The following is a 22933-nucleotide window of genomic DNA, read 5'->3' as shown; positions in this document are numbered from 1 at the left end:
GTCGGCGGCCGGACGGCCGCGCGGACACGACACGAGGAAGACGTCACCATGTCGGCCCAGCTCCAGCCCCCCTCCGGCGAGGCCGGTCCGGCCGCGCCACCCCTCCTGCTGCGCCGCGACGAGGGCGGCGGGGTCCATGTCCTCACCCTGAACCGGCCGGCGGCGCGCAACGCCCTCTCGCTCGCCATGCTCGACGCGCTCGCCGCGGCATTCGCGGAGATCGCCGCCGACCCCGCGGTGCGCGCCGTGGTGCTCGCCGCCGAGGGGCCGGTGTTCTCCGCCGGGCACGACCTGCGCGAGCTCACCGTCCGCCGCGCCGACCCGGACCGCGGCCGCGCCTTCTTCGAGACCACCATGACGCGCTGCGCCGAGGTGATGCAGGCCATCACCGCCCTGCCCCAGCCCGTAATCGCCGCCGTCCAGGGCGTCGCCACCGCCGCCGGCTGCCAGCTCGTCGCCACCTGCGACCTCGCTGTGGCCTCGACCGAGGCGCGCTTCTGCACCCCCGGCGTGGACATCGGCCTGTTCTGCTCGACCCCGGCGGTCGCCCTCTCGCGCGCGGTGCCGCCGAAGCCGGCGATGGAGATGCTGCTGCTCGGCGAGATGATCCCGGCCGAGGAGGCGCGGCGCATCCACCTCGTCAACCGCGTCGTGCCGCCGGAGCAGGTGATGCCGACCGCGCTCGACCTCGCGCGGCGGATCGCGGCGCGCTCGGCGCTGACGATCCGGCTCGGCAAGCGGAACTTCTACCGCCAGCTCGGCCGGCCGCTCGGCGAGGCCTATGCGTGCTCCTCGGCCGTGATGGTCGAGAACCTGCTGGCGGAGGACGCGGCGGAGGGCATCGGCGCCTTCCTCGGCAAGCGCAAGCCGGTCTGGAGGGACCGCTGACCATGCCCACCGCCGGTTACGACGCGCTGCCGCGGGTCCCCGCCAACCACCAGCCCCTGACGCCGCTGCTGTTCCTAGAGCGCGCCGCGCAGGTCTTCCCCGAGCATCCCGCGGTGCTGCACGCCGGGCGGACGCTAGCTTACCGGGAGTTGCGCGACCGCTGCGTGCGCCTCGCCCACGCGCTGACCCGGCGCGGCATCGGGCGCGGCGACACGGTGGCGGCGCTGCTGCCGAACGTCCCGGCCATGCTCGAAAGCCACTACGGCGTGCCGATGGCCGGGGCCGTCCTCAACACCATCAACACGCGGCTCGACGCCGGCACCATCGCCTACATCCTCGACCACGGCGAGGCGAAGGCGATCCTCGTGGACAAGGAGTACATGCCCGTGCTGCGGGCGGCGCTCGCCAGGTGCTCGGCGCGGCCCCTGGTCGTCGAGGTGGACGACCCCCTGGCGCCGGAGGCGGCGCGGGGCGAGACGCTGGGGGGCGTGCCCTACGAGGCATTGCTGGCCGAGGGCGACCCCTCCTTCGACTGGCCGATGCCGCGCGACGAGTGGGACGCGATCGCCCTCAACTACACCTCCGGCACGACCGGCCGGCCCAAGGGGGTGGTCTACCACCACCGCGGGGCGCACCTGCTGGCGGTGGGCAACGTGCTCTCGGCAGGGCTGGGGAAGCATCCCGTCTACCTGTGGACCCTGCCGATGTTCCACTGCAACGGCTGGTGCTTCCCCTGGACGATCTGCGCCGTCGCCGGCACGCACGTCTGCCTGCGCGCCGTGCGCGGGCCCGACATGTGGCGCCTGATGGCCGAGCACGGCGTGACCCACATGTGCGGCGCGCCGATCGTGATGGCGACGCTGCTCGGCACGCCCGAGGCGGAGAAGCGTCCCCTGCCCCGCCGGGTGCAGTTCGTCGTCGCCGGCGCGCCGCCGCCCGAGGCGGTGCTCGCCGCGATGCGCGCCGCCGGCTTCGCCGTCTGCCACGTCTACGGCCTGACCGAGGTCTACGGCCCCGCCGTGGTGAACGAGTGGCATGCCGAGTGGGAGGCGCGGCCCGCCGCCGAGCAGGCCGCGCTGATGGCCCGTCAGGGGGTGCGCTACCTCGCCCTCGAGGGGCTGGAGGTGATGGACCCCGCCACGATGCGCGCGGTCCCGGCCGACGGCGCGACGCTCGGCGAGGTGATGATGCGCGGCAACGTGGTGATGAAGGGCTACCTCAAGGACCCGGCCGCGACCGAGGCCGCCTTCGCCGGCGGCTGGTTCCACACCGGCGACCTCGCGGTCCGCCACCCGGACGGGTACATCCAGCTCAAGGACCGCTCCAAGGACATCATCATCTCGGGCGGGGAGAACATCTCCTCGATCGAGGTCGAGGATGTGCTGTTCAAGCATCCGGCGGTCGCGCTCGCCGCGGTGGTCGCGAAGCCGGACGAGAAGTGGGGCGAGACGCCCTGCGCCTTCGTCGAGCTGAAGCCGGGCGCGAGCGCCACCGCGGAGGAGCTGATCGCCTTCTGCCGCGAGCGCCTGGCGCACTTCAAGGTGCCCCGCGCGGTGGTGTTCGCCGAGCTGCCGAAGACCTCGACCGGCAAGATCCAGAAGCACGTGCTGCGGGAGATGGCGCGCGCGGGCGGCTGAACCGCCGGCCGCCCCGCGCCGGCCCGCTCAGGCGCGGCGCCAGCCGAGCGGCACGTGGCGGAAGGGCAGCGCGGCGAGGTCGAGCGCGGCCGGCCCCGGGCAGTCGCACTCGACGATCGCGCTGCACCGGCCAGCGAAGGCGGCGCGGAAGTGGTTCTTAGCCTTGTTGGCGAGCAGCCGGGTCGCGCCGAGGTCTATCCCGTGCAGGGCGAAGAAGGCGGGATCCACGGCCGCCTCCTTGCGCTCGGTGCAGATCACGCGGAGCGCAGGGCCGAGGCGCAGCACGCAGGTCGCGCCGAGGTCCACCGGCGCGCCGCGCTCCATCGGGCCCTCGTTGACGAAGCGGCCGTCGGTCAGGCGTTCGACCTCGGCCTCCGCGACGACCGGCGGGCCGAACGTCTCCGTCAGCCGGCCGCCGAGCCAGCGGGTGATGCGGGCGCCGACGCCGGCCTCCCGCGCCGCGGCGACGGAGACCGGGTCGTGCAGGAAAGCGAACACGGCCGGAACCTCGAGCCGCGCCTCGACCAGCGCGCGCAGCAGGCCCGGCGTGTCGGCGATGCCCCCCGAAAGCGGGTTGTCGGCCGGGTCGAGCAGCGCGACCAGGCCGGGCGGGGCGGCGAGCGCCTGGCGCAGCGCCGTCGCCGGGTCGGGCAGCGTCACCGCGAAGCGGGCGCGGCGCGCGGCGATCTGATCCGCCAGCCGCTCGGCCAGCGCGCGGGCGGCGCCGGCGTCCTCGGCCCAGACCATCGCGGAGGGGCCGGCGTAGGGGCTATCGCCCCAGGCGAAACCGCCGAAGATCGAGGCGTCGAGCACCGGCGGCCGCTCCGCCGCGGCCGCCTCCGCCCATACCTCCGCCATCGGGCCGTCCTCGTGGCGCATGTGGAAGCTGTGCAGCACCATCGGCCGCTTGGCGATGTGGCCCCGCGCGCGGGGGGCGCCGCCGAGCGCGCGCTCGAGCAGCGCCAGCGCGCGCATCGCCGCCCGGTCCATGTCCACGTGAGGATAGGTGCGGTAGGCCGAGGCGCCGTCGAGCAGCTCCGCGGCCTCCGACGCCATGTTGGCGTGGAAGTCGAAGCTCGCGGCGATCGGCACGTCCCTGCCGACGATCGAGCGGATGCGGTGCAGCGTCGTGAGGTCGGCCTCCGGGTCGCTCTCCGTCACGCAGGCGCCGTGCAGGGAGAGGTAGATGCCGTCGAACCGCCCTGCCCGCAGCGCCCCCTCGACCTCGCTCCGCCAGGCGGCCATGGCCTCGTCGGCCATCGGTCCGCCCGGCTGCGCGGCGGCGCAGCGCAGCACCGTCGCGCGCCAGCCCGGCCGGGCGGCGAGAAAGGCGCCGACCGCGCCGAGCTCGGTTGCCGTGCCGGCGTAGCGTTCCAGCGCCTCCCGGCCCGCGGTCCATTCGCGGGATTCGAAGGCGGATTGCGGCGTCGGAACGGGCGCGAAGGAGTTCCCCTCGAACCACAGGCGGGCTACGGCGATGTGCGGCATGGCGGCGCCAGCCTAGGGCGCACTCCTTTCCTTGCCCAGCTGAGGCCGGGCGGCCACGGCTCGGGGCGCCTGAAGGCCGGGGGCAAGGCCAGGGAAGCGCAGCGCCTGTCGCCGCGAGCCGCACCGCTGGCGAGCGGTTCCGCCCTTGCGGCATCGTGAGGCCGGCTGGGGCGCAGCCGGAACAGGGGCAGCCGATGCAAGACGCGGGCATCGCTGTCGCGGTGATCGCCGCGACCATGCGCCTTATCCTGCCGGTCGCCATGCCGGTCCTCGCGCGGCTCCAGGGGAGGCCCCGGAGGCGGCTGGCGCGGCTCGCGACGACGACGGGCCGGGTGCGCAGGGCCGAGCTCCGCGGCCGATGGGGCGCGAGGCCCCGAGCCAGCGGGTCGTGGACCTCGCGGTCGAATTCGCGGCGCAGGGGCGAAGCCATGTCTGCCGCGACCTGGACTTCAGCACCGACCGCCGCGCGACGGGAGAGGCGATGCGCGCCGCGCGGCCTCGCCCCAGGCGCGGGTCTGGCACGGCCCGGACAACCCCGCCCGCTGCGCCTTGAGCCCGAAGGTTCCGGGCGATCCCGGCCTGCTCGCGCGGGTCGCCCTCGGTCTGGCGCCGATCGCCGCGATCGGCGGCGATGGCGGTGCTGGGCTGACGGCGCGGCCGCCGGGGATCCGCCTTCCCCCGCCCTGGCGCGCGCGCGGCCGCTGCGGCATGGTGCGCGCCGTCATGGAAGGGCTGGGCACCGACGCCGTCTGGAACGCACTGCGCGGCCTGCGCAACGGCGGCGATCCGGCCTCGCTACCGCCGGGCGTCCTCTCGGACCTGTTCGCGCCGGTGCTCGCGCCGCCGACGGCACCCGACGGCTGCCGCGTGATCGGCCGCCTGGCGCAGACGCTGGACGGGCGGATCGCCACCGCCAGCGGGTCCTCGCAATGGATCGGCGGACGCGGCGACATCCTCCACACCCACCGCCTGCGTGCGCTGTGCCATGCAGTGATCGTCGGCGCGGGCACGGTGCGCCAGGACGATCCGCGCCTGACCACGCGCGAGGTGCCGGGGGAGAGCCCGGTGCGCGTCGTGCTCGACACGGAGCGCCGCCTCTCGCCGGATTTCCGGGTGTTCCGCGACGGCGGCCCGGCGACGCTGCTGGCCTGCGCCGAGGATGCGCCGGGCCCCGACCCGTTGGGCGCGGCGGAGGTGCTGCGCCTGCCCCGCGCGCGCTCCGGCGGCGGCCTCGATGTTCCGGCGCTGTTGCGCGCGCTCGCCGGGCGAGGATTGACGCGGCTGTTCGTCGAGGGTGGCGGCGTCACGGTCTCGCGCTTCCTCATCGCCGGCTGCCTCGACCGGCTGCACGTGACGGTGGCGCCGGTGCTGCTCGGCTCCGGCATCCCCGCCTTCACCCTGCCCGAAGTGGGTCGGATCGCCGACGGGTTGCGCTTCGCCTGGCGCGTCTTCCCGCTCGGGCCGGGGGGCGGCGACGTGTTGTTCGACATCCCGCTCGACCGGGCACGCCCCGGAGAGCGCACGGGATGAAGGCCTCCGCGTTCTGGACGGTCGCCGCCGGCCGCGGCGAGCTCCGCGCGGAGACGCTCGGGCCGCCCGGTCCCGGCGAGGTGCTGGTGCGCGCGGTCGCGAGCGGCATCTCGCGCGGCACCGAGCGGCTGGTGTGGGAGGGCCGCGTGCCGCCGGGCCAGCGCGAGGCGATGCGTGCCCCGCTGCAGCGGGGCGAGTTCCCGTTTCCGGTGAAGTACGGCTACAGCGCGGTCGGCGTGGTCGAGGCGGGCCCGGCGGAGCTCCTCGGCCGGCGCGTCTTCTGCCTCCACCCGCACCAGGACCGCTTCGTGGCGCCCGCCGCGCTGTGCCAGGCGGTCCCCGACACGGTGCCGGACCATCGCGCGGTGCTCGCCGCCAACATGGAGACGGCGGTGAACGTCCTGTGGGACGCGCAGCCGCGCCTCGGCGAGCGGGCGCTGGTGATCGGCGCCGGGGTCGTCGGGCTGCTCTGCGCCTTCCTGCTCGCGCGCATCCCGGGGCTGGACCTGACGGTGTGCGACACCGACGAGCGCCGCGGCGCGGCTGCAGCCAGGCTCGGTGTGCGCTTCGCCAGGCCGGAGGAGGCGCCGCGCGAGTGCGATCTGCTGGTCCACGCCTCGGCCACCGAGGGCGGGCTGCGCCAGGCATTGCGGCATGCCGCCTTCGAGGCACGCATCGTCGAGGCGAGCTGGTTTGGCGACCGCGAGGTCGTGCTACCGCTCGGCGAGGCGTTCCACGCCCGGCGGCTGTCGCTGGTCTCCAGCCAGGTCGGCGCGGTGGCGGCGCCGATGCGCGCGCGGCGGACGCGCGCGGAGCGACTCGCGCTGGCGCTCGCGCTGCTCGGCGAAAACGATTGTCTCGACGCGCTGCTCGGCCCCTCGGTGCCCTTCGAGGCGCTGCCGGAGATGATGGGCCGGCTGCTCGAACCCGCGGCGCCCGGCCGCCCGGCGCCGCTCTGCCCCGTGATCACCTACCAGTGAAAGGCCGGCCGCACAGCATGTTCAGCCTGACCGTCGCCGACCACATCATGGTCGCGCACAGCTTCCGCGGGGCCGAATTCGGCCCGGCGCAGCGCGTGCACGGCGCCACCTTCGTCGTCGAGGCGGAGTTCCGCGCGCCGGCCCTCGACCCCCTGCACCTGCTGGTGGACATCGCCGCGGCGCGGACCGAACTGCGGCGCGTCCTGGACACGCTCGACTACCGCAACCTCGACGCGGAGCCGGTGTTCGCGGGGAAGAACACTACGACCGAATACCTCGCCTTCCACATCCACGGGCTGCTCTGCGCCGCGCTGCGCGAGGGACGGCTCGGCGAGGGCGGCAGGCGCGTGACGGCGCTGAAGGTGCTGCTGCGCGAGAGCCCGCTCGCCTGGGCGGCCTTCGAGGGTCCGGTCGCGGAGCCGACGGAGGTGGCGGCATGAGGATCGCGCTGCTCGTGCCCGGCCCCTTCGACGCGATCTCGGGGGGCTACAATTACGACCGCCGCATCGTCGCGGGCCTGCGCGCGCGGGGCCACGCGGTGGAGGCGATCGAGCTGACCGGCCGGCACCCGCTGGCGGACGGCGCGGCCGAGGCGTCGGCGCGCGAGGCGCTGGCGCGGTGCGGCGAGGAGGCGCGCATCGTCATTGACGGCCTCGGCCTGCCCGCCTTCCTGCCGCTGCGCGAGGAGCTCGCCCGCCGCCGCGCGGTGGCGCTGATCCATCACCCGACGGCGCTGGAATCGGGGCTGCCCGAGCCCGACCGCGCCGCGCTCAGGGCGCGGGAGCGCGCGCTGCTCCCGGCGATGGCGCGCATCATCGCGGTCTCCGCGCCCGTCGCGGCGCGGCTCGCGGAGGAGTTCGGCGCCGATCCGGCGCGCATCGCCGTCGTCGAGCCGGGCACCGACCCCGCGCCGCGCGCGGCGGGATCGGGCGGTCCGGGCTGCGCCATCCTCTCGGTCGGCGCGCTGGTGCCGCGCAAGGGGCACGACGTGCTGCTGCGGGCGCTCGGGCGGCTGACCGACCTCGACTGGACGCTCACCATCGCCGGCGGCGAGGCGCGCGATCCCGTCCACGCCCAGGGGCTGCGCGCCCTCGCCGCGGAGCTCGGCATCGCCTCCCGCGTCACCTTCGCGGGCGAGGTGGACGCGGCGACGCTCGAGGCGCTCTACGCGCGCGCCGACCTCTTCGCCCTGGCGACGCGCTGGGAGGGCTACGGCATGGCGGCGGCGGAGGCGCTGGCGCGCGGCCTGCCCTGCGCCATCACCACCGGCGGCGCCATCGGCGAGGTGGTGCCGATCGAGGCCGGCGTGCGCTCCGCGCCCGGCGACCACGAGGCCCTCTCCAAGGCGCTGCGCCGGGTGATCTTCGACACCGGGCTCCGCGCCGCCATGGCGGAGGCGGCCTGGCAGGCCGGCCAGCGCCTGCCGCGCTGGGAGGACCGCGCCCGCGCCTTCGCGGAGGCGCTGCTCGCCGCGGACCGCGAGGCAGGATGAGCGAGACGTTCGACGGCGACTGGCTCGACCTGCGCGAGCCGTTCGACGCGCGGGCGCGCGATCCGGCCCTCGCCGCGCGCCTTGCGCGCGCCCTCCCCGCGCGGCCGCGCCTCTTCGACCTCGGCGCCGGGACGGGCTCGCTGCTGCGCTGGCTCGGCCACTTCATCGGCCGGGCGCAGGCCTGGACGCTGGTGGACGCGGACGCGGCGCTGATCGAGCGCGCCTTCGAGACCGTCGCCGAGCGCGCCGAGCAGATCGGCTGGCGCGTGACCTGGCCGGGCCGGAAGACGCTGCTCGTGCACACGCCGCACGGCGCCTGGCGGGTGGAGGCGCTGGTCGCCGACCTCGCCGAGGCGCCGGACAACCTGCCGCTCGGCGCGGCGGACGCGGTGGTGTGCAGCGCCCTCTGCGACCTCGTCTCGCGCGACTGGGTGGAGCGCATGGCCGCGGCCTGCGCGGCGCGCCGGCTGCCCTTCTATGCGGCGCTGAACGTCGCCGGGCGCGACCGCTTCACCCCGCCGCACCCGGCGGACGCGCTGGTGGCGCGCGGCTTCCGGCGCGACCAGGCGCGCGACAAGGGCTTCGGCGGCGCCGCGCTCGGCCCGGACGCGCCAGGGGTGCTGCGCGCCGCCTTCGAGGCGCGCGGCTACAGGGTGCACACGGCACCGAGCGACTGGATCCTCGACCCGCGCGAACGGGAGATCGCCGACGCGCTGGCCGTCGGCCACGCCCGGGCGGCGATGGCGCAGGAGCGGCGCGGCGCGCGGCGCATCGCGGAGTGGCTCGCGGCGCGCCGCCGGCTCGCGGAGGCCGGCCGGCTCGCGGTGCGCGTGCCGCACCGCGACCTGCTGGCCCTGCCGTCGCCTCCCCTCACCTGATCGGCATCGCGTACATCAGCCCGCCGCGGGTCCAGAGATCGTTGAGGCCGCGCGCGAGGCCGATCGGCGTCTCGCGCCCGAGGTTGCGCTCGAAGATCTCGCCGTAATTCCCCACCGCCTTGATCGCGTTGTAGGCCCAGCGGCGGTCGAGGCCCATCAGCGGGCCGTGGTCGCCGGCGACGCCGAGGAGCCGGCGGATCGCCGGGTTCGGGCTGTTCAGCATCTCGTCCACATTGGCCTGGGTGACCCCGAGCTCCTCCGCCTCGATCAGGGCGAAGATGGTCCAGCGCACGATGTCGAACCACTGGTCGTCGCCGTGGCGTACCGCCGGCGACAGCGGCTCCTTGCTGATGATGTCGGGGAGGAGGACGTGCTCGGCCGGGTTGGACAGCGCGGTGCGGACGCCGGCGAGCTGGCTCGCGTCCGTGGTGAAGGCGTCGCAGCGCCCGCTCTCGTAGGCGCGGCGGGTCTCGTTGTTGTCGTCGAACACCACCGGGCTGATACGGACGTTGTTCGCGCGCGCCCAGTCGGCGAGGTTGAGCTCGTTCGTCGTGCCCGAGGTGACACAGATGGTCGCGCCGTCGAGTTCGCGCGCGCGCTGCACGTTGGCGGAGCGACGCACCAAGAAGCCCTGCCCGTCGTAGAAGGTCACGGCGGTGAAGTTGAGGCCGTTCGCCGTGTCGCGCACGTGCGTCCAGGTCGTGGTGCGCGGCAGCACGTCCACCTGGCCGGACTGCAGGGCCGGCAGCCGCTGCTGGCTGGTGAGCGCCACCCAGCGGATCCTCGTCGCGTCGCCGAGCACCGCGGCGGCGATGGCGCGGCAGATGTCGGAGTCGAGGCCGCGGTAGACGCCCTGGCTGTCGGGCAGCGAGAAGCCGGGCGCGCCCGGGTGCGCGCCGCAGGCCAGCACGCCGCGCGCCCGCACGGCCGCGAGCGTCGGCCCGGCCGCCTGCGGCTGCCCCTGGGCGAGCGCCGGCACCGCCGTGGCGACGGCGGCGAGCGCCCCGAAGATCAGTGAACGAATTGCCTTGCGCATCGTGGTCCCCCCTCGGTTCCGCGGTCAGCCGGCGCGAGCGCCGGCAGCATACATCGGCCCGCGGTCGGGGCGACGGCGGAGATGGCTTCCCCGATGGCCGCCGATCGGGAAGTCGCGCAGATCGCGCCGGCGCCAGGCCGTCCGGCCGCGCGCCGCCGGCCTCGTCCGCGGTCCGGCGGCCTCAGCAGGGCTCGGCCGCGAAGACCCGCGATGGGGCCACGAACTCCTCCTGCGCCTCGACCAGCAGGACCTCGCGCGATCCGGCCTCCGCCGTGCGTCGCAGCAGGCCGAAGATCGAGGAGGCGGCGGCGGACAGCGCCGGGGGCGCCGCCCCCGAACGCAGGCGGTGCAACAGGAACAGGGCCGTGATCGCGTCGCCCGCGCCGTTGACCGCGATCGGCAGGCGCGGCGTGCGAAGGCGCCAGAAGCCGCCGCCCTCGCCCGCCAGGAGGTCGATCGAGTCGGGTGGCGTGTCGTCGAGGTGCAGGCTGGTGACCAGCACGCAGCGCGGACCGAGGGCCTGCAGCGCGGCGACGGCGTCCTTGGCCTCGGCGGCCGATCGCACCGGCCGTCCGGTGAGCCACTCGAGCTCGAACTGGTTGGGCGTGGCGAGGTCGGCCGCCGGCAACGCGCGGTCGCGCAGGAACTCCGGGATGCCCGGCCGGACGAACACGCCGCGCCCGACGTCGCCGATCACCGGGTCGCAGCAGTAGACCGCGGCCGGGTTCGCGGCCCTCGTCCGCGCCACGGCGTCGAGGATCGCCTCGCCGATGGCGGCGTCGCCCATGTAGCCCGAGAGCACGGCGTCGCACCGCGCCAGCGCGCCGCGCTCCTCGATCCCCAGCACGCAGTCGCGCACCAGCCCGGCGCCGAACACCTGCCCGCGCCAGGTCCCGTAGCCGGTGTGGTTGGAGAACTGCACGGTGTTGACCGCCCAGACCTCGGCGCCGAGCCGCTGGAGCGGAAACACCGCGGCGGCATTGCCCACATGCCCGTAGGCGACCCATGACTGGATCGAGAGGATGTTCATCCGCGACTCCGCCGGAGCGGTCGCAGCCGCGTGACATCCGCACGCGCGGCCCGGCCGCGTCCCGTTCCGCGCCTTCAGGGGGGCGGGGACGCTAGGCGCCGCGCCGGCGGCGGTCAATCCGCGCGGCCCCTGCGTGCCCCCTTCACGCCACCGGCGCGGCCCGGCATCCTGCGAGCACGAACGGCGCAGCCCGGCGGGCACCGACCGGGCGCGGGGGAGACGAACGGAGGAGATGCCAAGCATGAGCACCCAGACCCAGCTGAGCCGCCGCGGCGCGCTGGCGGTCGCGGCCGGCGCCGTCTCCGGCAGCCTGCTCTGGCCGGGCAGCGGCAGCGCCCAGGCCCAGAAGCCGGCGGAGCTGAAGGTCGGCATCACCACCTTCCTCTCCGGCCCGGCCAGCGTGTTCGGCGTGCCCGCGCGGCACACCGCGGAGATGCTGTTCGAGGAGATCAACCGGGCGGGCGGGATCGGCGGCGTCCCGGTGCGCGCGCTCTTCGTGGACGAGGCGCCCGGCACCGACCACCTCGTCGGCGAGTTCCGCCGCCTGGTGCAGAACGAGGGCGTGCACGTGATGTTCGCCTCGATCTCCTCGGGCTCCTGCCTCGCCTGCACGCCGCTGTCGGACGAGCTGCGCAAGACCACCATCCTCTGGGACTGCGGCACCCAGCGGATCTTCGAGGAGGGGCGCCACCCCTACGCCTTCCGCACCCAGGGCTACGCGACGCCGGAGGTGCTGGCGCCGCTGCTCTACCTGCTCAAGACCAGGCCCGACTTCCGCACCCTCGCCGTGATCAACCAGGACTACGCCTGGGGCCGCGATTCGTGGGAGATCTGGAAGACGGCGATGGACGCGCTGAAGCCGGGGGTGCGGGTCGTGGCCGAGCTGTTCCCGCGCCTCGGCGCGCCGGACTACTCGACCGAGGTCACCCGCCTCCTCGCCGCGCGGCCCGACGTCATCTACTCGACCCACTGGGGCGGCGACCTGGTGACGCTGGTCCGCCAGGCGGCGGAGCGGCGGCTGTTCGACCGCTCGACCTTCGTGCTGCCGGTGGCCGAGGCGTCGCTGCAGATCCTCGGCCGCACCATGCCGGCCGGCCACATCATCGGCACGCGGGGCGACCACTGGAACAACCACCCGCGGCCGCGGGACCCGGCGCGGCTCTCCCGCTTCGTCGAGAGCTACCGCCGGCGGCAGAACGAGTATCCGATCTACCCCTGCCACCACATGTACCAGGCGATCTCCGCCATGCAGGCGGCCTACGAGAAGGCGATCGCGGCCAAGGGCGGCGGCTGGCCGAACGACCAGGAGCTGGCGGCGGCGTTCCGCGGCCTGGAGTTCGCCACCCCCACCTCCACCATCACCCTGCGCGAGGACGGCCAGGGGCTGGAGGACCAGATCGTCGGCGTCAGCAGCTTCACCGACCGCTTCCCCTTCGCCGTGCCGAAGGACATGATCATCTTCCCGGCCGCCATGGTCAGCACGCCGGTCGGGCAGAAGAGCGTGGACTGGCTGAAGACCCTCAAGCCGGACCTGCTCGCGCAGGTACCCGCGCCGATCGCCGGCTGAGGACGCGCGGCGATGGCCGGGTGGCTCGAACAGAACGCGCTGCTGCTCGGCCTCGCGCTGCTCGATGGCCTGGCCTACGCGGCGTTGGTGTTCATGGTGGCGGTGGGGCTGAACATGGTGTTCGGCGTGCTGCGCATCATCAACATCGCGCACGGCAGCCTGTTCGCCATCGGCGGCTACGCCGCGGCCTCGCTCGGCCTGTTCCTCGCCGCGCGCGGCCTGCCCGACTGGACCGGCTACGTCGCGCTGGTCCTGGCCGCGGCGCTGGTGGGCGGCATCCTGGGGCCGGTGATCGAGCGGGGGGTGCTCCGCCGCATCTACGGGCACGAACAGGTGCTGCAGCTCCTCGTCACCTTCGCGCTGTTCATGATCCTGGAGGATGCGCAGAAGCTGATCTGGGGGGTGCAGCCCGTCTCGAACGACGCGCCGCTCCGGCTGCTCGGCACGGTGGACGTGCCGTTCGGCGAGGATGTGATCCCCTTCACGGCCTACCAGCTCTTCGTCCTGCCGGGCGTGGCGCTGGCGACGCTCGTCGGCCTCGCCTGGTTCCTGCGCCGCACCCTGACCGGCCGGGTCATCGTCGCCGTCACCACGGACCGGGAAGCAGCGACGGCGATGGGGATCGACGCGCGGCGCGTCTTCCTGCTGACCTTCACCTTCGGCGCCGGGCTCGCGGCGCTCGGCGGCGCGCTCGCCTCGCCGACGACGACGCTGGTGCCGGGCCTCGGCGCCGCGACCATCGTGCTGTCCTTCGCGGTGGTGGCGACCGCGGGCCTCGGCCAGATCGAGGGGGCGGCGATCAGTGCCCTGCTGATCGGCATCGGCCGCTCGGCCGCCGTCTACCTCGCGCCGGAGTTCGAGGTGGTGGTGCCCTACCTGATCATGGTCGCGGTGCTGCTGGTGCGGCCGCAAGGGCTGTTCGGCGTGGTCGAGACGCGGCGGGTGTGATGCGGCGCGGCGCGGAGATCTCGCTCGCGCTGCTTGGCGTGGCCGGCGTCCTGGCCGCGGCCTGGGCAGCGCCCTGGCTCAGGTTCGTGCTGACCATCGCGCTCGCCAAGGGCATCGCGGTGCTCGGCATCCTGCTGCTGCTGCGCGCGGGGCAGGTGAGCTTCGGCCATGCGCTCTACCTGTCCTCCGGCGCCTATGTGGTGGCGTTCCTCGCGCCCTCGCTGCCGGAGGCGCTGCTGCTGCTGCCCCTTGCCGCCCTCATCGCCGGCCTGATCGGCCTGGTCGCCGGGCTGTTCCTGGCGCGCTACCGCGACATCTTCTTCGGCATGCTGAACCTCGCGATCAGCATGGTGTTCTATTCTCTGCTCGAGAAGCTGTACGAACTGACCCGGGGCACCGACGGCATCCGGGTGGAGCCGCCCCGTGTCGCGGGGCTCGCGCTCACGCTCGAAGCCTATGTCTGGGCGATGCTGCTGGTGGCGCTGGTCCTCGCGGTGGGCTTCGGCATGCTGGTGCGGGCCTACCTCGCCTCGCCGATGGGCCAGGCGCTCGCCGGGATCAAGACGCGCGAGACGCGGCTCGAGTTCATGGGCGTCTCGGCGCGGCGGGTGCTGCTCGCGGCCTATGTGCTCTCGGCGCTGATGGGGGGCGTCGCGGGGGCGATCGTGGGCATGACGACGCGCCACGTGACGCCGCTGCTCGCCTACTGGACCACCTCGGGCGAGCTCGTCTTCATCGCCATCCTCGGCGGCGCCGGCGGCGCGCTCGGCCCCTTCCTTGGCGCCGTGACCTACGAGCTGGTGCGCGTGTACGCCGCGGCGGCCTTCGCCGAGGCGTGGCAGGCGATCCTTGGCGTGGTCCTGCTGCTCGTGATCCTGTTCGCCCCCGGCGGGCTGTGGGGCATGTTGCTCGGGCTGCTCGGCCGGCGCCCGGGGAGGGCCCCGTGAGCGAGGCGCTGCTGCAGGCCCGCGGCCTCCATCTCGCCTTCGGCGGCGTCAAGGCCGCGGACGGCATCGACCTCGACGTGCTGCGCGGCGAGTTCCTCGCGATCATCGGCCCCAACGGCGCGGGCAAGACGACCTTCCTCAACATGGCCACCGGCTACCTCCGCCCGCAGGCCGGGACGATCGCCTACGAGGGCGAGTCGATCCTCGGCCTCGCGCCACGCGCCATCGTCCGCCGCGGGATCGGGCGCAGCTTCCAGCTCCCGCAGCTCTTCACCGAGCACACCGTGCTCGAGAACGTCGCCCTCGCCGTCGCCGCGCGGGAGGGCGTGTGGTCGCCGCTGCGGCCGCTGCTGCGACCGGCGTGGCGCGAGGAGGCGACCGAGGTCCTGGCCCGCTTCGGCCTCGCCACCCTTGCCGGCGCGCGCGCCGATGCGCTGAACGAGGGCGCGCGCAAGCTGACCGACATCGCGATGGCGGTCGCGCTGAAGCCGCGCCTGCTGCTGATGGACGAGCCGACCTCCGGCGTCGCCGCCGCGGAGAAGATGGCGATCGTCGAGACGCTGGCGCGCGTGCTGCGCGAGACCGGCGTCACCGCCGTCTTCGTCGAGCACGACATGGACGTGGTGGAGCGCTTCGCCGACCGCGTGGCGGTGTGGAGCCAGGGCCGCATCGCCGCGCTCGGCCCGCCGGGCACGGTGCTTGCCGACCCCGCCGTGCAGCGCGAGGTGATCGGGATCGAGGGCCCGGGCGCGGCCGCTGCGGGCCTGCCCGGCGGGATTGCGGCGGGCCATGCTTGAGCTCGCGGGCGTCACCGTCGAGATCGCCGGCGTCACCGTGCTGCGCAACGTCTCGCTGCACGTCCCGCCCGGGGGCCGCGTCGCCCTCATCGGACGCAACGGCGCCGGCAAGACGACGACGCTGCGCGCCCTGATGGGCCTGCTCCCGTCCCGCGCCGGCCGCGTGCTGATCGACGGCGAGGATGAGACGCGACTGCCGGCACACCACCGCCCGCGCCACGGCATCGGGTACGCGCCGGAGGACCGGCGCCTGTTCGGCAGCTTCACGGTGCGCGAGAACCTGCTCCTGCCGGTGCAGGTGCTGAGGCTCCCCGCCGCCGAGCAGTCACGGCGGCTCGACCTCGTGTTCGCGCTGCTTCCGGAGCTCGCCGACCTCGCCCCGCGCAAGGCGGCGGGCCTGTCCGGCGGGCAGGGCAAGATGGTGGCGCTCGGCCGCGCGCTGATGGCCGGCACCCGCGCGGTGCTGCTCGACGAGCCCTTCCAGGGCCTCGCGCCGGCGCTGGCCCTGCGCTACGCGGAGGCGCTGAACCGGCTGCACCAGGCGCTGCCCGAGGTCGCGATCCTGATCACCGAGAGCAACCCGGAACTCCTGCGCTCGCTCGTCGAGCGGACCTTCGTGATCGAGCGCGGCGAGATCGCGCCGGCGGACTGAACCCCGCCCGCCGGCGCGACGAGCGGGTAGCCGCGATCAGCCGCGGCCGACGGCGGCGCGGGCGTGCTCGATCTCGGGCAGCCCCGGATCGGCGCGCGCGGCGATCCTCAGGAGGGCCTCATAATGCTGCCGCGCCGCATCCCGGTCGCCCGCCCGCTCGGCGGCGCGTGCCGCGCCGTACACGGCGCGGAAGCGGCGCGGCTCGGTCTGCTGCACGGCCTCGAACTCGCGCCGGGCCTCGGCGGGACGGTCCATCAGCATCAGCATCTCGCCGAGCTGCTCGCGCGCCGGCAGCAGGGGGCCGGGGGTCACCGGATGCTTGTCGGTGCGGGCCTCGCGCTCCGCCGCCTCGCGCATCGTCGCGAGGGCCAGGTCATGCTCCCCGCGCGCGTAGGCCACCCAGGATTCGGCCGCGAGACGCAGGATCTCGGTCTGCTCCGCCCAATAGGCATCGCTGCCGCGCAGCGCGGCGGCTGCGGCCTTCAGCGCCTCGACATCCGCCGCCGCCGCGTCGGGGCGGCCGGCGCGCGCGGCCCCGACCGCGCGGGCGAAATGCGTGTTCGCGACCACGAGCGGCGCGGTCTGCCGCCCCACGGTCAGCGACGCCGCCTCCTCCCACGCGCCGCGCTCCAAAGCGAAGCGCGCGGGCATCACCGTCAGCGCCCAGGCGAAGATCGGCGCCGGCGCATTCCACTCCGCGAAGCGCGGCAGCTCGGCGATGGCGCGTTGCGCCGCCTCGCGCTGGCCGGTCTGGAGGTAGCCGTAGACCATGTAGTCGAGCGCGTGGATCTCGTCGAAGACCGCCTGCCGAGCGCGTGCGGTCTCGGCCGAGCGGCGGTTGGTCTCGATCGACTCCTCCCAGCGCCCGACGCGGGTGAAGATGTGCGAGGGCATGTGCAGCGCGTGCGGCGCGTCCGCGGCGATCCCGGCGTAGCGCTCGGCCGCGGGAACGCCGCGCGCGGCGAGGGCCGGCACGTCGTAGGTGTGGATCAGGTAGTGCGCAATGCCTGGATGCTGCGGCTGGCGCTGCCACTCGCGCTCCAGGATTTCCGCCGCCCGGAGCTGGCGGGCGTAGGTCTTGTCGGTTGCTGGCGCGGCCATGACGAGGGCGAGCGCGTAGTGGATGCCGATCTCGGGGTCGTCCGGGAAGCGCTGGTGGAGCTGCGCCATCGCCTGCTCGTAGCGCTCGACCCGGGCGCGGTGCGTCGCCGGGTTCTCGTCGCCGTAGAGTTCGGAGAGCGCCGCGATGAAGCCGGCCTCGCGCTCGCTCCGCGCGCCGATGCGCCGCGCCTCGGCGAGCAGCGCGCGGCCGGCGCGCAGGTTGGCGGCGGTCGTCACGGTGAAGGGGTTGACCAGCAGCGCCATGGCCTCGCCCCAGTAGGCCATGACGCAGTTCGGGTCGCGGTCGCGGACGCGGCGGAAGGCTCCGCCCGCCGCCTGGTACCAGAAGGAATGCTGCAGCCTCATCGCCTCGTCGAAGGCGGCCTGCGCCTCCGGCGCGCAGCTCACCGGGAAATGGACTTGGCCCAGGGTCGCAGGCGGCGTGCCGGCGTGGGCGTGCGCTTGAGGCTGCTGCCGGGCGGATGCCGGCGTGGCGGCAACCGCGAGCACCACTCCGCCTACGACGGCGAGGCGGCGCGCCGAGGTGGTGGCGCGTGACATGGCGACGCGTCCTCCCGGGGCTGCCGGCCCCTTGCGGGCCGAGCCGGGCGCCCCGGATCTGCTAGCACAGGCCGGTGGTCGCATGTGAGCGAAACCGCGTGATCGCCTTGCAGCGACGCTCGCGCCGGACTGTGCATGCCGTCGGCCCCGGCGCGGCGTGGGCCGCCCCTCCAGAGTGCCGCGGACGCCCGGCCTCAGCCCCGTTCCGCGAGCACCTCCCGAATCACGTCGAGCGCCTCCTCGACCATCGCGGCTGTCACGTCGAGATGCGTGCAGCCGCGGATCCTTCCGCCGAGCAGGCTGATCTGGATGCCGCGCATGCGCAGCGCGCGCACCAGTTCCGGCGCGCTGACGCCGGCGCCCGAGGGATCGAAATAGACCAGGTTCGTGTCCGGCTCGACCACCTCGATGCCCGGGATCTGTCGCAGCCCGCGGGCGAAGGCCTTGGCGTTGGCGTGGTCCTCCGCCAGCCGGTCCACGTGATGATCCAGCGCATACAGGCACGCCGCGGCGCAGATCCCGGCCTGGCGCATCGCCCCGCCGAGGCGCTGCTTCCAGCGCCAGGCGGCGTCGATGAACTCCGCGGTGCCGCACAGCACGGCGCCGAGCGGCGCGCCGAGCCCCTTGGTGAAGTCGAGCCAGACCGAATCCCAGCCCGCCGCCATCTCCGCCGGCGCGATGCCGGAGGCGACGCAGGCGTTCATCAGCCGCGCTCCGTCCATGTGCGTCGCGAGCCCGTGCTCCTTCGCCACCGCCGCGACCGCGTCGAGCTGCGCCTTCGGCCAGACGGCGCCGCCGCCGAGGTTGGAGGTCTGCTCCACCTCCAGCAGCGTCTGCGGCGGGGCGTGGCGCCGGCGCGGGCGGATCGCGGCGCGCACCTCCTCCGCCGTGAACATGCCGCGCGGCCCGCGCAGCGGCGTGATCTGCACGCCGCCGAGCGCGGCGTGGCCGCCGCCCTCGCTCGTCAGGATGTGCGCCGTCTCGTGCGCGAGGATCTCGTCGCCGGGCCGGCAATGGGTGAGCGTGGCGATGATGTTGCACATCGTGCCGGAGGGCAGGAACACCGCCGCCTCCTTGCCCGTCAGCGCCGCCATGCGGTCGCAGAGCGCGTGCACGGTCGGGTCGTCGCCGTGCTGCTCGTCGCCGACCTCGGCGCGCATCATCGCCTCCTTCATCGCCGGCGTCGGCCGTGTCTGGGTGTCGGAATAGAGGTTGATGCGCACCGGCGGCGCGCCGGGGTCGGGGCGTTCGGGAGCGTGGACCATCAGGCAGGCCTTTCACGAGAGCGCGCACAGTGTGCCAGCGAGACCAACCGCCGGCCAGGGCGGGCTCACCGACCCGCATCGAGCGAGGCATCCGCGGCACCCCGATGCGGCGGCGGAAAGGCCGGGCGATCGCGCCGGCAGTCCGGCGACCTGTGCTTTCCTCGTCGGAGTCGTGCCGTCGTCCCTCACGCGTTGAGGGATGGGAAGCGTCCGCGGTCCGGCAGCGAAGCAGGGAAACACGCGCGATGGACAGGATCGCCACCGCCTCCGGGCCGCGGAGCCCCGCGGGGGCGCCCTGGCCGGCGACGGATCCCGGACGCCGCTGGAAGTTGGCCGAGCGGTCGGTGGCGCCGCAGTGGCAGGCCGCGGAGACGGCCATGCTGCTGGCCCACGAGATGACGGGCTTCATGACCCGGCGCCTCCGGGCGCAGGTGGCGCTGTTCGAGACGCTGAGCCGCTGCACCGACTTCAACGCCGCGCTCAGGGCCCGGCTCGACTTCCTGAACGAGGCCAGCGCCGGCCGCGCCGACAAGCTCGGCCACCTTGCGAGGGTGGCGCAGCACCGGCTCGCGGCCCCTGGCGCGACACCCGGTGCGGCATGACGGCGAGCCCCCTCCGCCGCCCGGCAGCGGCGGAGGAACGGGCTGCGCGGACCGCACGCCTCCGCTACACTGCGAGGCCGCAGCATCGGGGGGCGCCGCATGTCCGGCCTCAGGATCAGCGCCGCGGGTCTCGCCGACCTCGCGCGCGGCAAGGAGCGGCAGGCAAGGGCGGCGGGCGCCGACGGCCTGGACCTCCGCCTGTCGGCGGAGTCCGGGATGGACGCGCGGGACATCATGGTCCTGCGCCGCTTCACCGCCGAGCGCAACCTGCTGATCATCTTCCGCTGCCCCCGGCGGGCCGCGCGTGCCTTCCACGGCACGCTGCCGGCCAAGACCTTCGCGACCAAGGCCAAGACCAACGAGACCGGCACGGTGCTCGGCCACGGCGGGCAGCTCATGGTCTCCGACTACGACATGATGAGCTGCTGGCGCTTCACCGGCACGGGCTTCCAGAAGATCTCGATCTCCGCGCTCGAGCCGGGCGCGCCGCGCGGCCGCTGGAGCCCGGAGGCGCGCGACCTGGTGCGCGAGCTGAACCGCCACCTGGTCACCAAGCTCCAGCACGGATGCCAGGACGATTTCCTGAACGCCGAGAAGAACCCCGGCGTCAAGCTCGCGGACCACTTCCTGGCGATCCGCATGGGGGACGGCGTGTACCTGCCCGACCCGATCCACTGCGAGAACTTCTACCTGGCCCACGCGCTGTTCTGGCCGTACCTGTCGAACGGAAGGCATCGCGGCAGCGGCCCGGCGGCGGGCGCGGGATGATCCGGCCATGACCCCGGCGATCCGCAAGCTGGTGCTGACGCGCGAGCAGGTCTTCTCCGAGCTGGGACGCGAGGCGCCGCGCCCCGTGGTGCGCGCCGTGGCGCTCGCCGTGATCGCGAACCCCTTCGCCGGCCGCCACGCGGCGGATCTGCGCCCGCTCTGGGAGGCCGGCGCGGCGCTCGGCGAGCGATTCATGGGCGAGCTGGCGAGGCTGCTCGGCGGACCCGCGGTGAGCTACGGCAAGGGCGCGATCGTCGGCGTCGCCGGGGAGATGGAGCACGGCGCGGCCTGCGTGCACCCGATGCTCGGCCGGCCGATGCGCGCGGCGATCGGCGGCGGCAAGGCGGTGATCCCGTCGAACGTGAAGGTCGCGGCGGCGGGCGCGACGCTGGACCTGCCGCTCGGCCGCAAGGACGACGCGTGGTCCTTCGCGCATTTCGACACGATCACGATCGGCATCGCCGACGCGCCGCGGCCCGACGAGATCGTGGTCGCGATGGCGATCGCCGATGGCGGGCGGCTGGAGAACCGCTGCGGGACGGCGCCGGCGCGCTAGGACCGGCCTCACGCGGCGCCGAAATGGCGCTCCCAGACCGGTGCGATGGCCGGGCGCGCGGCGACCGCCCGGGCGAGTCGCGCCATGCGCGGACAGCTCCCCGGAAGCCAGGCCGCGCCACCCATCCAGCGCGACAGCACGGCGAGGTAGATGTCGGCGATCGAGAAGCGCGCACCGAGCAGGAAGGGCTCCTCCCCACCATCGCGCAGGCCGGCGTGCTCCTCGACGACGCGCCAGGCCGCGCGGCCCATCTCGACCGCGCGGGCGCGGATCGCCGGCCAGTGGGCGGGGTCGGGACTGAAGCGCTCCGGATAGTCGTGGCGGGTGACGTGCGGATAGAACTCGCCGGCGGCGAGCGCCATCCAGCGCAGCGCCGTGGCGCGCGCGGAATCGCCGGGCGGCGGCAGCAGCGCGGCCTGCGGATGCCGGTCGCAGAGCGTCAGCAGGATCGCGAGCGATTCCGTCACCACCGTGCCGTCCGGCAGCACCAGAACCGGGATCCGGCCCATCGGGTTGAGGCGCAGGTGCCCGGCCGCGCGTTGCGCCTCGCGCTCCAGCGGCACCGCGCGCAGCGCGCAGGGGGCGCCGATCTCGGCCAGCGCCATCTCCACCGCGGCGGAGCCGGAGCCGCGGTCCCCGTACAGCAGGTAGGTCATGCGCGCCAGCCTGCCGCGTCCCGGAGCGGCGGGCCAACGCAAAGCGTTGATGCCGCCGATCAGGGCCGCTGAACGGCTCCGCGGTCAGGAAGGCGCTGGCGCCGGGGTCGGCACGCCGGGGGGCCGCCGGCCGTAGAGCAGCATCGCGCGGCGCTCGAAGGCGCGGACCATGAGCCGCACCGCCTCGTTGAACACCACGCCGATCGCCGCCTGCAGGATGCGGCTGCGGAACTCGAAGTCCACGAAGAAGTCCACCTCCGTCCCGCCATCGACCGCAGTGAACCGCCAATGGTTGTTGAGATAGCGGAACGGGCCGTTGAGGTACCTGACGTGGACCTGGTGCGGCCGCTCCAGCACCACATGGCTGCGGAAGGTCTCGCGGAAGATCTTGAACCCGATGGTGAGGTCGGCGACGAGCTCGGTCTCCGTGCGCGAGAGCACGCGCGCGCCGACGCACCAGGGCAGGAACTCCGGGTAGCGCTGGACGTCCGCCACCAGGTCGAACAGCTCCTCCGGCGTGTAGCGGAGCACCCGCTTCTCGGCGTGGGTCGGCATGCGGCGCGGCGGCCTCAGGCGGGCGCCGCGGCCGCGAGCTTCGCCTCGCGGGCGGCGCGCAGCGCGGCGAAGTCGCGGTCCGCGTGGTAGGAGGAGCGGGTCAGCGGCGTCGCGGACACCAGCAGGAACCCCTTGGCGCGCGCCAGGCGCGCGTAGTCCTCGAACTCCTCCGGCGTGACGAAGCGGTCCACCGCGGCGTGCTTCGCCGTGGGCTGCAGGTACTGGCCGATGGTGAGGAAATCCACCTCCGCGCTGCGCAGGTCGTCCATCACCTGCATCACCTCGGTCCGCGATTCGCCGAGGCCCACCATCAGCCCCGACTTGGTGAAGAGCGCGGGATCGAGCTGCTTCGCGCGGTCGAGCAGGCGCAGGCTGTGGTAGTAGCGGGCGCCCGGCCGGATCGTCGGGTACAGTCGCGGCACCGTCTCGAGGTTGTGGTTGAACACGTCGGGCCGCGCCGCGACCACCACCTCCAGCGCGCCGTCCTTGCGGAGGAAGTCCGGGGTCAGGACCTCGACGGTCGTCCCCGGCGCCGCGGCGCGGATGGCGCCGATGGTCCGCGCGAAATGCGCGGCGCCGCCGTCCGCCAGGTCGTCGCGGTCCACCGAGGTCACCACGACGTGGCGCAGGCCGAGCCTCGCCACCGCCTCGCCCACCCGCCGCGGCTCGTCGGGATCGAGCGCGCGCGGCAGGCCGGTCGCGACGTTGCAGAAGCCGCAGGCGCGGGTGCAGATGTCGCCCATGATCATCATGGTGGCGTGGCGCTGCGACCAGCACTCGCCGATGTTCGGGCAGGCGGCCTCCTCGCAGACGGTGACCAGCTTCTGCTCGCGCATCAGGGCCCGCGTCTCGTGATAGACGGGGTGCGTGGGCGCCTTCACCCGGATCCAGGCGGGCTTGCGCTGGATCGGGTTGTCCGGGCGGTGCGCCTTCTCCGGGTGGCGCGGCGCCGCCCGGTCCGCCCCGCGATGGTCTATCTCGATGCGCATGGCCATGGCG

The 22933-nt window shown here is 74.5% G+C and carries 23 protein-coding genes; 15 read left to right on the top strand and 8 right to left on the bottom strand.

What is annotated here, in order from left to right; all coding sequences use genetic code 11:
• Positions 1–48 precede the first annotated feature (48 nt).
• On the top strand, positions 49–888 hold the full coding sequence (locus IEX99_RS13720; RefSeq protein ID WP_188901202.1) for an enoyl-CoA hydratase: 840 nt from the start codon (positions 49–51) through the stop codon (positions 886–888).
• A gap of 2 nt (positions 889–890) precedes the next feature.
• Entirely contained in the window at positions 891–2525 is a 1635-nt protein-coding gene (locus tag IEX99_RS13715; RefSeq protein WP_188901200.1) for an acyl-CoA synthetase, read from the top strand.
• Positions 2526–2552: 27 nt separating this feature from the next.
• Here IEX99_RS13715 and IEX99_RS13710 read toward each other — a convergent pair whose 3' ends face one another.
• Positions 2553–4013, bottom strand: a complete 1461-nt coding sequence (locus IEX99_RS13710) for a M81 family metallopeptidase (RefSeq protein WP_188901198.1) — start codon at positions 4011–4013, stop codon at positions 2553–2555.
• A 549-nt stretch (positions 4014–4562) separates the two neighbouring features.
• On the opposite strand from IEX99_RS13710, the gene IEX99_RS13705 reads away from it, so the two are divergent.
• The 5 genes from IEX99_RS13705 to IEX99_RS13685 are packed head-to-tail and all read left to right on the top strand — an operon-like array spanning position 4563 to position 8893.
• The gene (locus IEX99_RS13705; RefSeq protein ID WP_229678022.1) at positions 4563–5543 is read left to right on the top strand and encodes a RibD family protein; all 981 of its coding nucleotides are present in this window, start codon (positions 4563–4565) and stop codon (positions 5541–5543) included.
• On the top strand, positions 5540–6523 hold the full coding sequence (locus tag IEX99_RS13700) for a zinc-dependent alcohol dehydrogenase (RefSeq protein ID WP_188901195.1): 984 nt from the start codon (positions 5540–5542) through the stop codon (positions 6521–6523). The genes IEX99_RS13705 and IEX99_RS13700 overlap by 4 nt, the downstream gene beginning before the upstream one ends.
• 17 nt (positions 6524–6540) lie before the next feature.
• Complete coding sequence (locus IEX99_RS13695) at positions 6541–6963, top strand: 6-pyruvoyl trahydropterin synthase family protein (protein ID WP_188901193.1); 423 nt, start codon at positions 6541–6543, stop codon at positions 6961–6963.
• The gene (locus IEX99_RS13690) at positions 6960–8015 is read left to right on the top strand and encodes a glycosyltransferase family 4 protein (RefSeq protein ID WP_188901190.1); all 1056 of its coding nucleotides are present in this window, start codon (positions 6960–6962) and stop codon (positions 8013–8015) included. Before IEX99_RS13695 ends, IEX99_RS13690 begins: the two co-directional genes overlap by 4 nt.
• A complete protein-coding gene (locus IEX99_RS13685) occupies positions 8012–8893 on the top strand; it encodes a class I SAM-dependent methyltransferase (protein ID WP_188901189.1) in 882 nt (293 codons plus the stop codon). Before IEX99_RS13690 ends, IEX99_RS13685 begins: the two co-directional genes overlap by 4 nt.
• Here IEX99_RS13685 and IEX99_RS13680 read toward each other — a convergent pair.
• Complete coding sequence (locus tag IEX99_RS13680) at positions 8886–9929, bottom strand: amino acid ABC transporter substrate-binding protein (RefSeq protein ID WP_188901187.1); 1044 nt, start codon at positions 9927–9929, stop codon at positions 8886–8888. The two genes, IEX99_RS13685 and IEX99_RS13680, sit on opposite strands and share 8 nt — an antisense overlap.
• Positions 9930–10110: 181 nt before the next feature.
• The gene (gene pdxY, locus IEX99_RS13675; RefSeq protein ID WP_188901185.1) at positions 10111–10959 is read right to left on the bottom strand and encodes a pyridoxal kinase PdxY; all 849 of its coding nucleotides are present in this window, start codon (positions 10957–10959) and stop codon (positions 10111–10113) included.
• A gap of 241 nt (positions 10960–11200) precedes the next feature.
• Between pdxY and IEX99_RS13670 the strand changes: the two genes are divergently transcribed.
• The 5 genes from IEX99_RS13670 to IEX99_RS13650 are packed head-to-tail and all read left to right on the top strand — an operon-like array spanning position 11201 to position 15870.
• Entirely contained in the window at positions 11201–12526 is a 1326-nt protein-coding gene (locus IEX99_RS13670; RefSeq protein ID WP_188901183.1) for an ABC transporter substrate-binding protein, read from the top strand.
• A 12-nt stretch (positions 12527–12538) separates the two neighbouring features.
• On the top strand, positions 12539–13474 hold the full coding sequence (locus IEX99_RS13665) for a branched-chain amino acid ABC transporter permease (protein WP_188901181.1): 936 nt from the start codon (positions 12539–12541) through the stop codon (positions 13472–13474).
• Positions 13474–14421: a branched-chain amino acid ABC transporter permease gene (locus IEX99_RS13660; RefSeq protein WP_188901179.1), complete on the top strand. Its 948-nt coding sequence runs from the start codon at positions 13474–13476 to the stop codon at positions 14419–14421. Before IEX99_RS13665 ends, IEX99_RS13660 begins: the two co-directional genes overlap by 1 nt.
• Complete coding sequence (locus tag IEX99_RS13655) at positions 14418–15218, top strand: ABC transporter ATP-binding protein (protein WP_188901177.1); 801 nt, start codon at positions 14418–14420, stop codon at positions 15216–15218. The genes IEX99_RS13660 and IEX99_RS13655 overlap by 4 nt, the downstream gene beginning before the upstream one ends.
• Positions 15211–15870 carry an ABC transporter ATP-binding protein gene (locus tag IEX99_RS13650; RefSeq protein ID WP_188901175.1) on the top strand — a complete coding sequence of 220 codons (660 nt, stop codon included), beginning with the start codon at positions 15211–15213 and terminating at the stop codon, positions 15868–15870. Before IEX99_RS13655 ends, IEX99_RS13650 begins: the two co-directional genes overlap by 8 nt.
• 36 nt (positions 15871–15906) lie before the next feature.
• Here the strand turns inward: IEX99_RS13650 and IEX99_RS13645 are convergent, their stop codons facing one another.
• Both IEX99_RS13645 and IEX99_RS13640 read right to left on the bottom strand, forming a co-directional pair.
• Complete coding sequence (locus IEX99_RS13645; protein ID WP_188901173.1) at positions 15907–17379, bottom strand: hypothetical protein; 1473 nt, start codon at positions 17377–17379, stop codon at positions 15907–15909.
• A 347-nt stretch (positions 17380–17726) separates the two neighbouring features.
• Positions 17727–18797, bottom strand: coding sequence for a threonine aldolase family protein (locus IEX99_RS13640; RefSeq protein WP_188901171.1), 1071 nt, complete (start codon positions 18795–18797; stop codon positions 17727–17729).
• Positions 18798–19042: 245 nt separating this feature from the next.
• On the opposite strand from IEX99_RS13640, the gene IEX99_RS13635 reads away from it, so the two are divergent.
• The 3 genes from IEX99_RS13635 (at position 19043) to IEX99_RS13625 (ending at position 20723) form a co-directional block, all read left to right on the top strand.
• On the top strand, positions 19043–19399 hold the full coding sequence (locus tag IEX99_RS13635; protein ID WP_188901170.1) for a hypothetical protein: 357 nt from the start codon (positions 19043–19045) through the stop codon (positions 19397–19399).
• A gap of 99 nt (positions 19400–19498) precedes the next feature.
• On the top strand, positions 19499–20167 hold the full coding sequence (locus IEX99_RS13630) for a hypothetical protein (RefSeq protein ID WP_188901168.1): 669 nt from the start codon (positions 19499–19501) through the stop codon (positions 20165–20167).
• Positions 20168–20174: 7 nt separating this feature from the next.
• Complete coding sequence (locus IEX99_RS13625; RefSeq protein ID WP_188901166.1) at positions 20175–20723, top strand: amino acid synthesis family protein; 549 nt, start codon at positions 20175–20177, stop codon at positions 20721–20723.
• Between the two features lie 8 nt (positions 20724–20731).
• Here the strand turns inward: IEX99_RS13625 and IEX99_RS13620 are convergent, their stop codons facing one another.
• The 3 genes from IEX99_RS13620 to lipA all read right to left on the bottom strand — a co-directional run bounded on the left by IEX99_RS13620 (position 20732) and on the right by lipA (position 22923).
• Positions 20732–21379 carry a glutathione S-transferase family protein gene (locus IEX99_RS13620; RefSeq protein ID WP_188901164.1) on the bottom strand — a complete coding sequence of 216 codons (648 nt, stop codon included), beginning with the start codon at positions 21377–21379 and terminating at the stop codon, positions 20732–20734.
• An 84-nt stretch (positions 21380–21463) separates the two neighbouring features.
• On the bottom strand, positions 21464–21934 hold the full coding sequence (locus IEX99_RS13615; RefSeq protein WP_188901162.1) for a type II toxin-antitoxin system RatA family toxin: 471 nt from the start codon (positions 21932–21934) through the stop codon (positions 21464–21466).
• Between the two features lie 14 nt (positions 21935–21948).
• A complete protein-coding gene (gene lipA, locus IEX99_RS13610) occupies positions 21949–22923 on the bottom strand; it encodes a lipoyl synthase (protein ID WP_188901429.1) in 975 nt (324 codons plus the stop codon).
• Positions 22924–22933: the final 10 nt, after the last annotated feature.

Source organism: Caldovatus sediminis, assembly GCF_014644455.1.
Lineage (GTDB): Bacteria > Pseudomonadota > Alphaproteobacteria > Acetobacterales > Acetobacteraceae > Caldovatus > Caldovatus sediminis.
The sequence above is the reverse complement of the archived record's forward strand: the minus strand, read 5'-3'. Positions and strand labels throughout refer to the sequence as shown.

Coding starts and splice junctions, on each gene's coding strand:
- IEX99_RS13695 (WP_188901193.1), top strand. CDS start 6,541: ATGTTCAGCCTGACCGTCGCCGACCACATCATGGTCGCGCACAGCTTC.
- IEX99_RS13630 (WP_188901168.1), top strand. CDS start 19,499: ATGTCCGGCCTCAGGATCAGCGCCGCGGGTCTCGCCGACCTCGCGCGC.
- IEX99_RS13615 (WP_188901162.1), bottom strand. CDS start 21,934: ATGCCGACCCACGCCGAGAAGCGGGTGCTCCGCTACACGCCGGAGGAG.
- IEX99_RS13700 (WP_188901195.1), top strand. CDS start 5,540: ATGAAGGCCTCCGCGTTCTGGACGGTCGCCGCCGGCCGCGGCGAGCTC.
- lipA (WP_188901429.1), bottom strand. CDS start 22,923: ATGCGCATCGAGATAGACCATCGCGGGGCGGACCGGGCGGCGCCGCGC.
- IEX99_RS13625 (WP_188901166.1), top strand. CDS start 20,175: ATGACCCCGGCGATCCGCAAGCTGGTGCTGACGCGCGAGCAGGTCTTC.
- IEX99_RS13715 (WP_188901200.1), top strand. CDS start 891: ATGCCCACCGCCGGTTACGACGCGCTGCCGCGGGTCCCCGCCAACCAC.
- IEX99_RS13685 (WP_188901189.1), top strand. CDS start 8,012: ATGAGCGAGACGTTCGACGGCGACTGGCTCGACCTGCGCGAGCCGTTC.
- IEX99_RS13710 (WP_188901198.1), bottom strand. CDS start 4,013: ATGCCGCACATCGCCGTAGCCCGCCTGTGGTTCGAGGGGAACTCCTTC.
- IEX99_RS13650 (WP_188901175.1), top strand. CDS start 15,211: ATGCTTGAGCTCGCGGGCGTCACCGTCGAGATCGCCGGCGTCACCGTG.
- IEX99_RS13660 (WP_188901179.1), top strand. CDS start 13,474: ATGCGGCGCGGCGCGGAGATCTCGCTCGCGCTGCTTGGCGTGGCCGGC.
- IEX99_RS13680 (WP_188901187.1), bottom strand. CDS start 9,929: ATGCGCAAGGCAATTCGTTCACTGATCTTCGGGGCGCTCGCCGCCGTC.
- IEX99_RS13620 (WP_188901164.1), bottom strand. CDS start 21,379: ATGACCTACCTGCTGTACGGGGACCGCGGCTCCGGCTCCGCCGCGGTG.
- IEX99_RS13640 (WP_188901171.1), bottom strand. CDS start 18,797: ATGGTCCACGCTCCCGAACGCCCCGACCCCGGCGCGCCGCCGGTGCGC.
- IEX99_RS13720 (WP_188901202.1), top strand. CDS start 49: ATGTCGGCCCAGCTCCAGCCCCCCTCCGGCGAGGCCGGTCCGGCCGCG.
- IEX99_RS13690 (WP_188901190.1), top strand. CDS start 6,960: ATGAGGATCGCGCTGCTCGTGCCCGGCCCCTTCGACGCGATCTCGGGG.
- IEX99_RS13670 (WP_188901183.1), top strand. CDS start 11,201: ATGAGCACCCAGACCCAGCTGAGCCGCCGCGGCGCGCTGGCGGTCGCG.
- pdxY (WP_188901185.1), bottom strand. CDS start 10,959: ATGAACATCCTCTCGATCCAGTCATGGGTCGCCTACGGGCATGTGGGC.
- IEX99_RS13665 (WP_188901181.1), top strand. CDS start 12,539: ATGGCCGGGTGGCTCGAACAGAACGCGCTGCTGCTCGGCCTCGCGCTG.
- IEX99_RS13635 (WP_188901170.1), top strand. CDS start 19,043: ATGGACAGGATCGCCACCGCCTCCGGGCCGCGGAGCCCCGCGGGGGCG.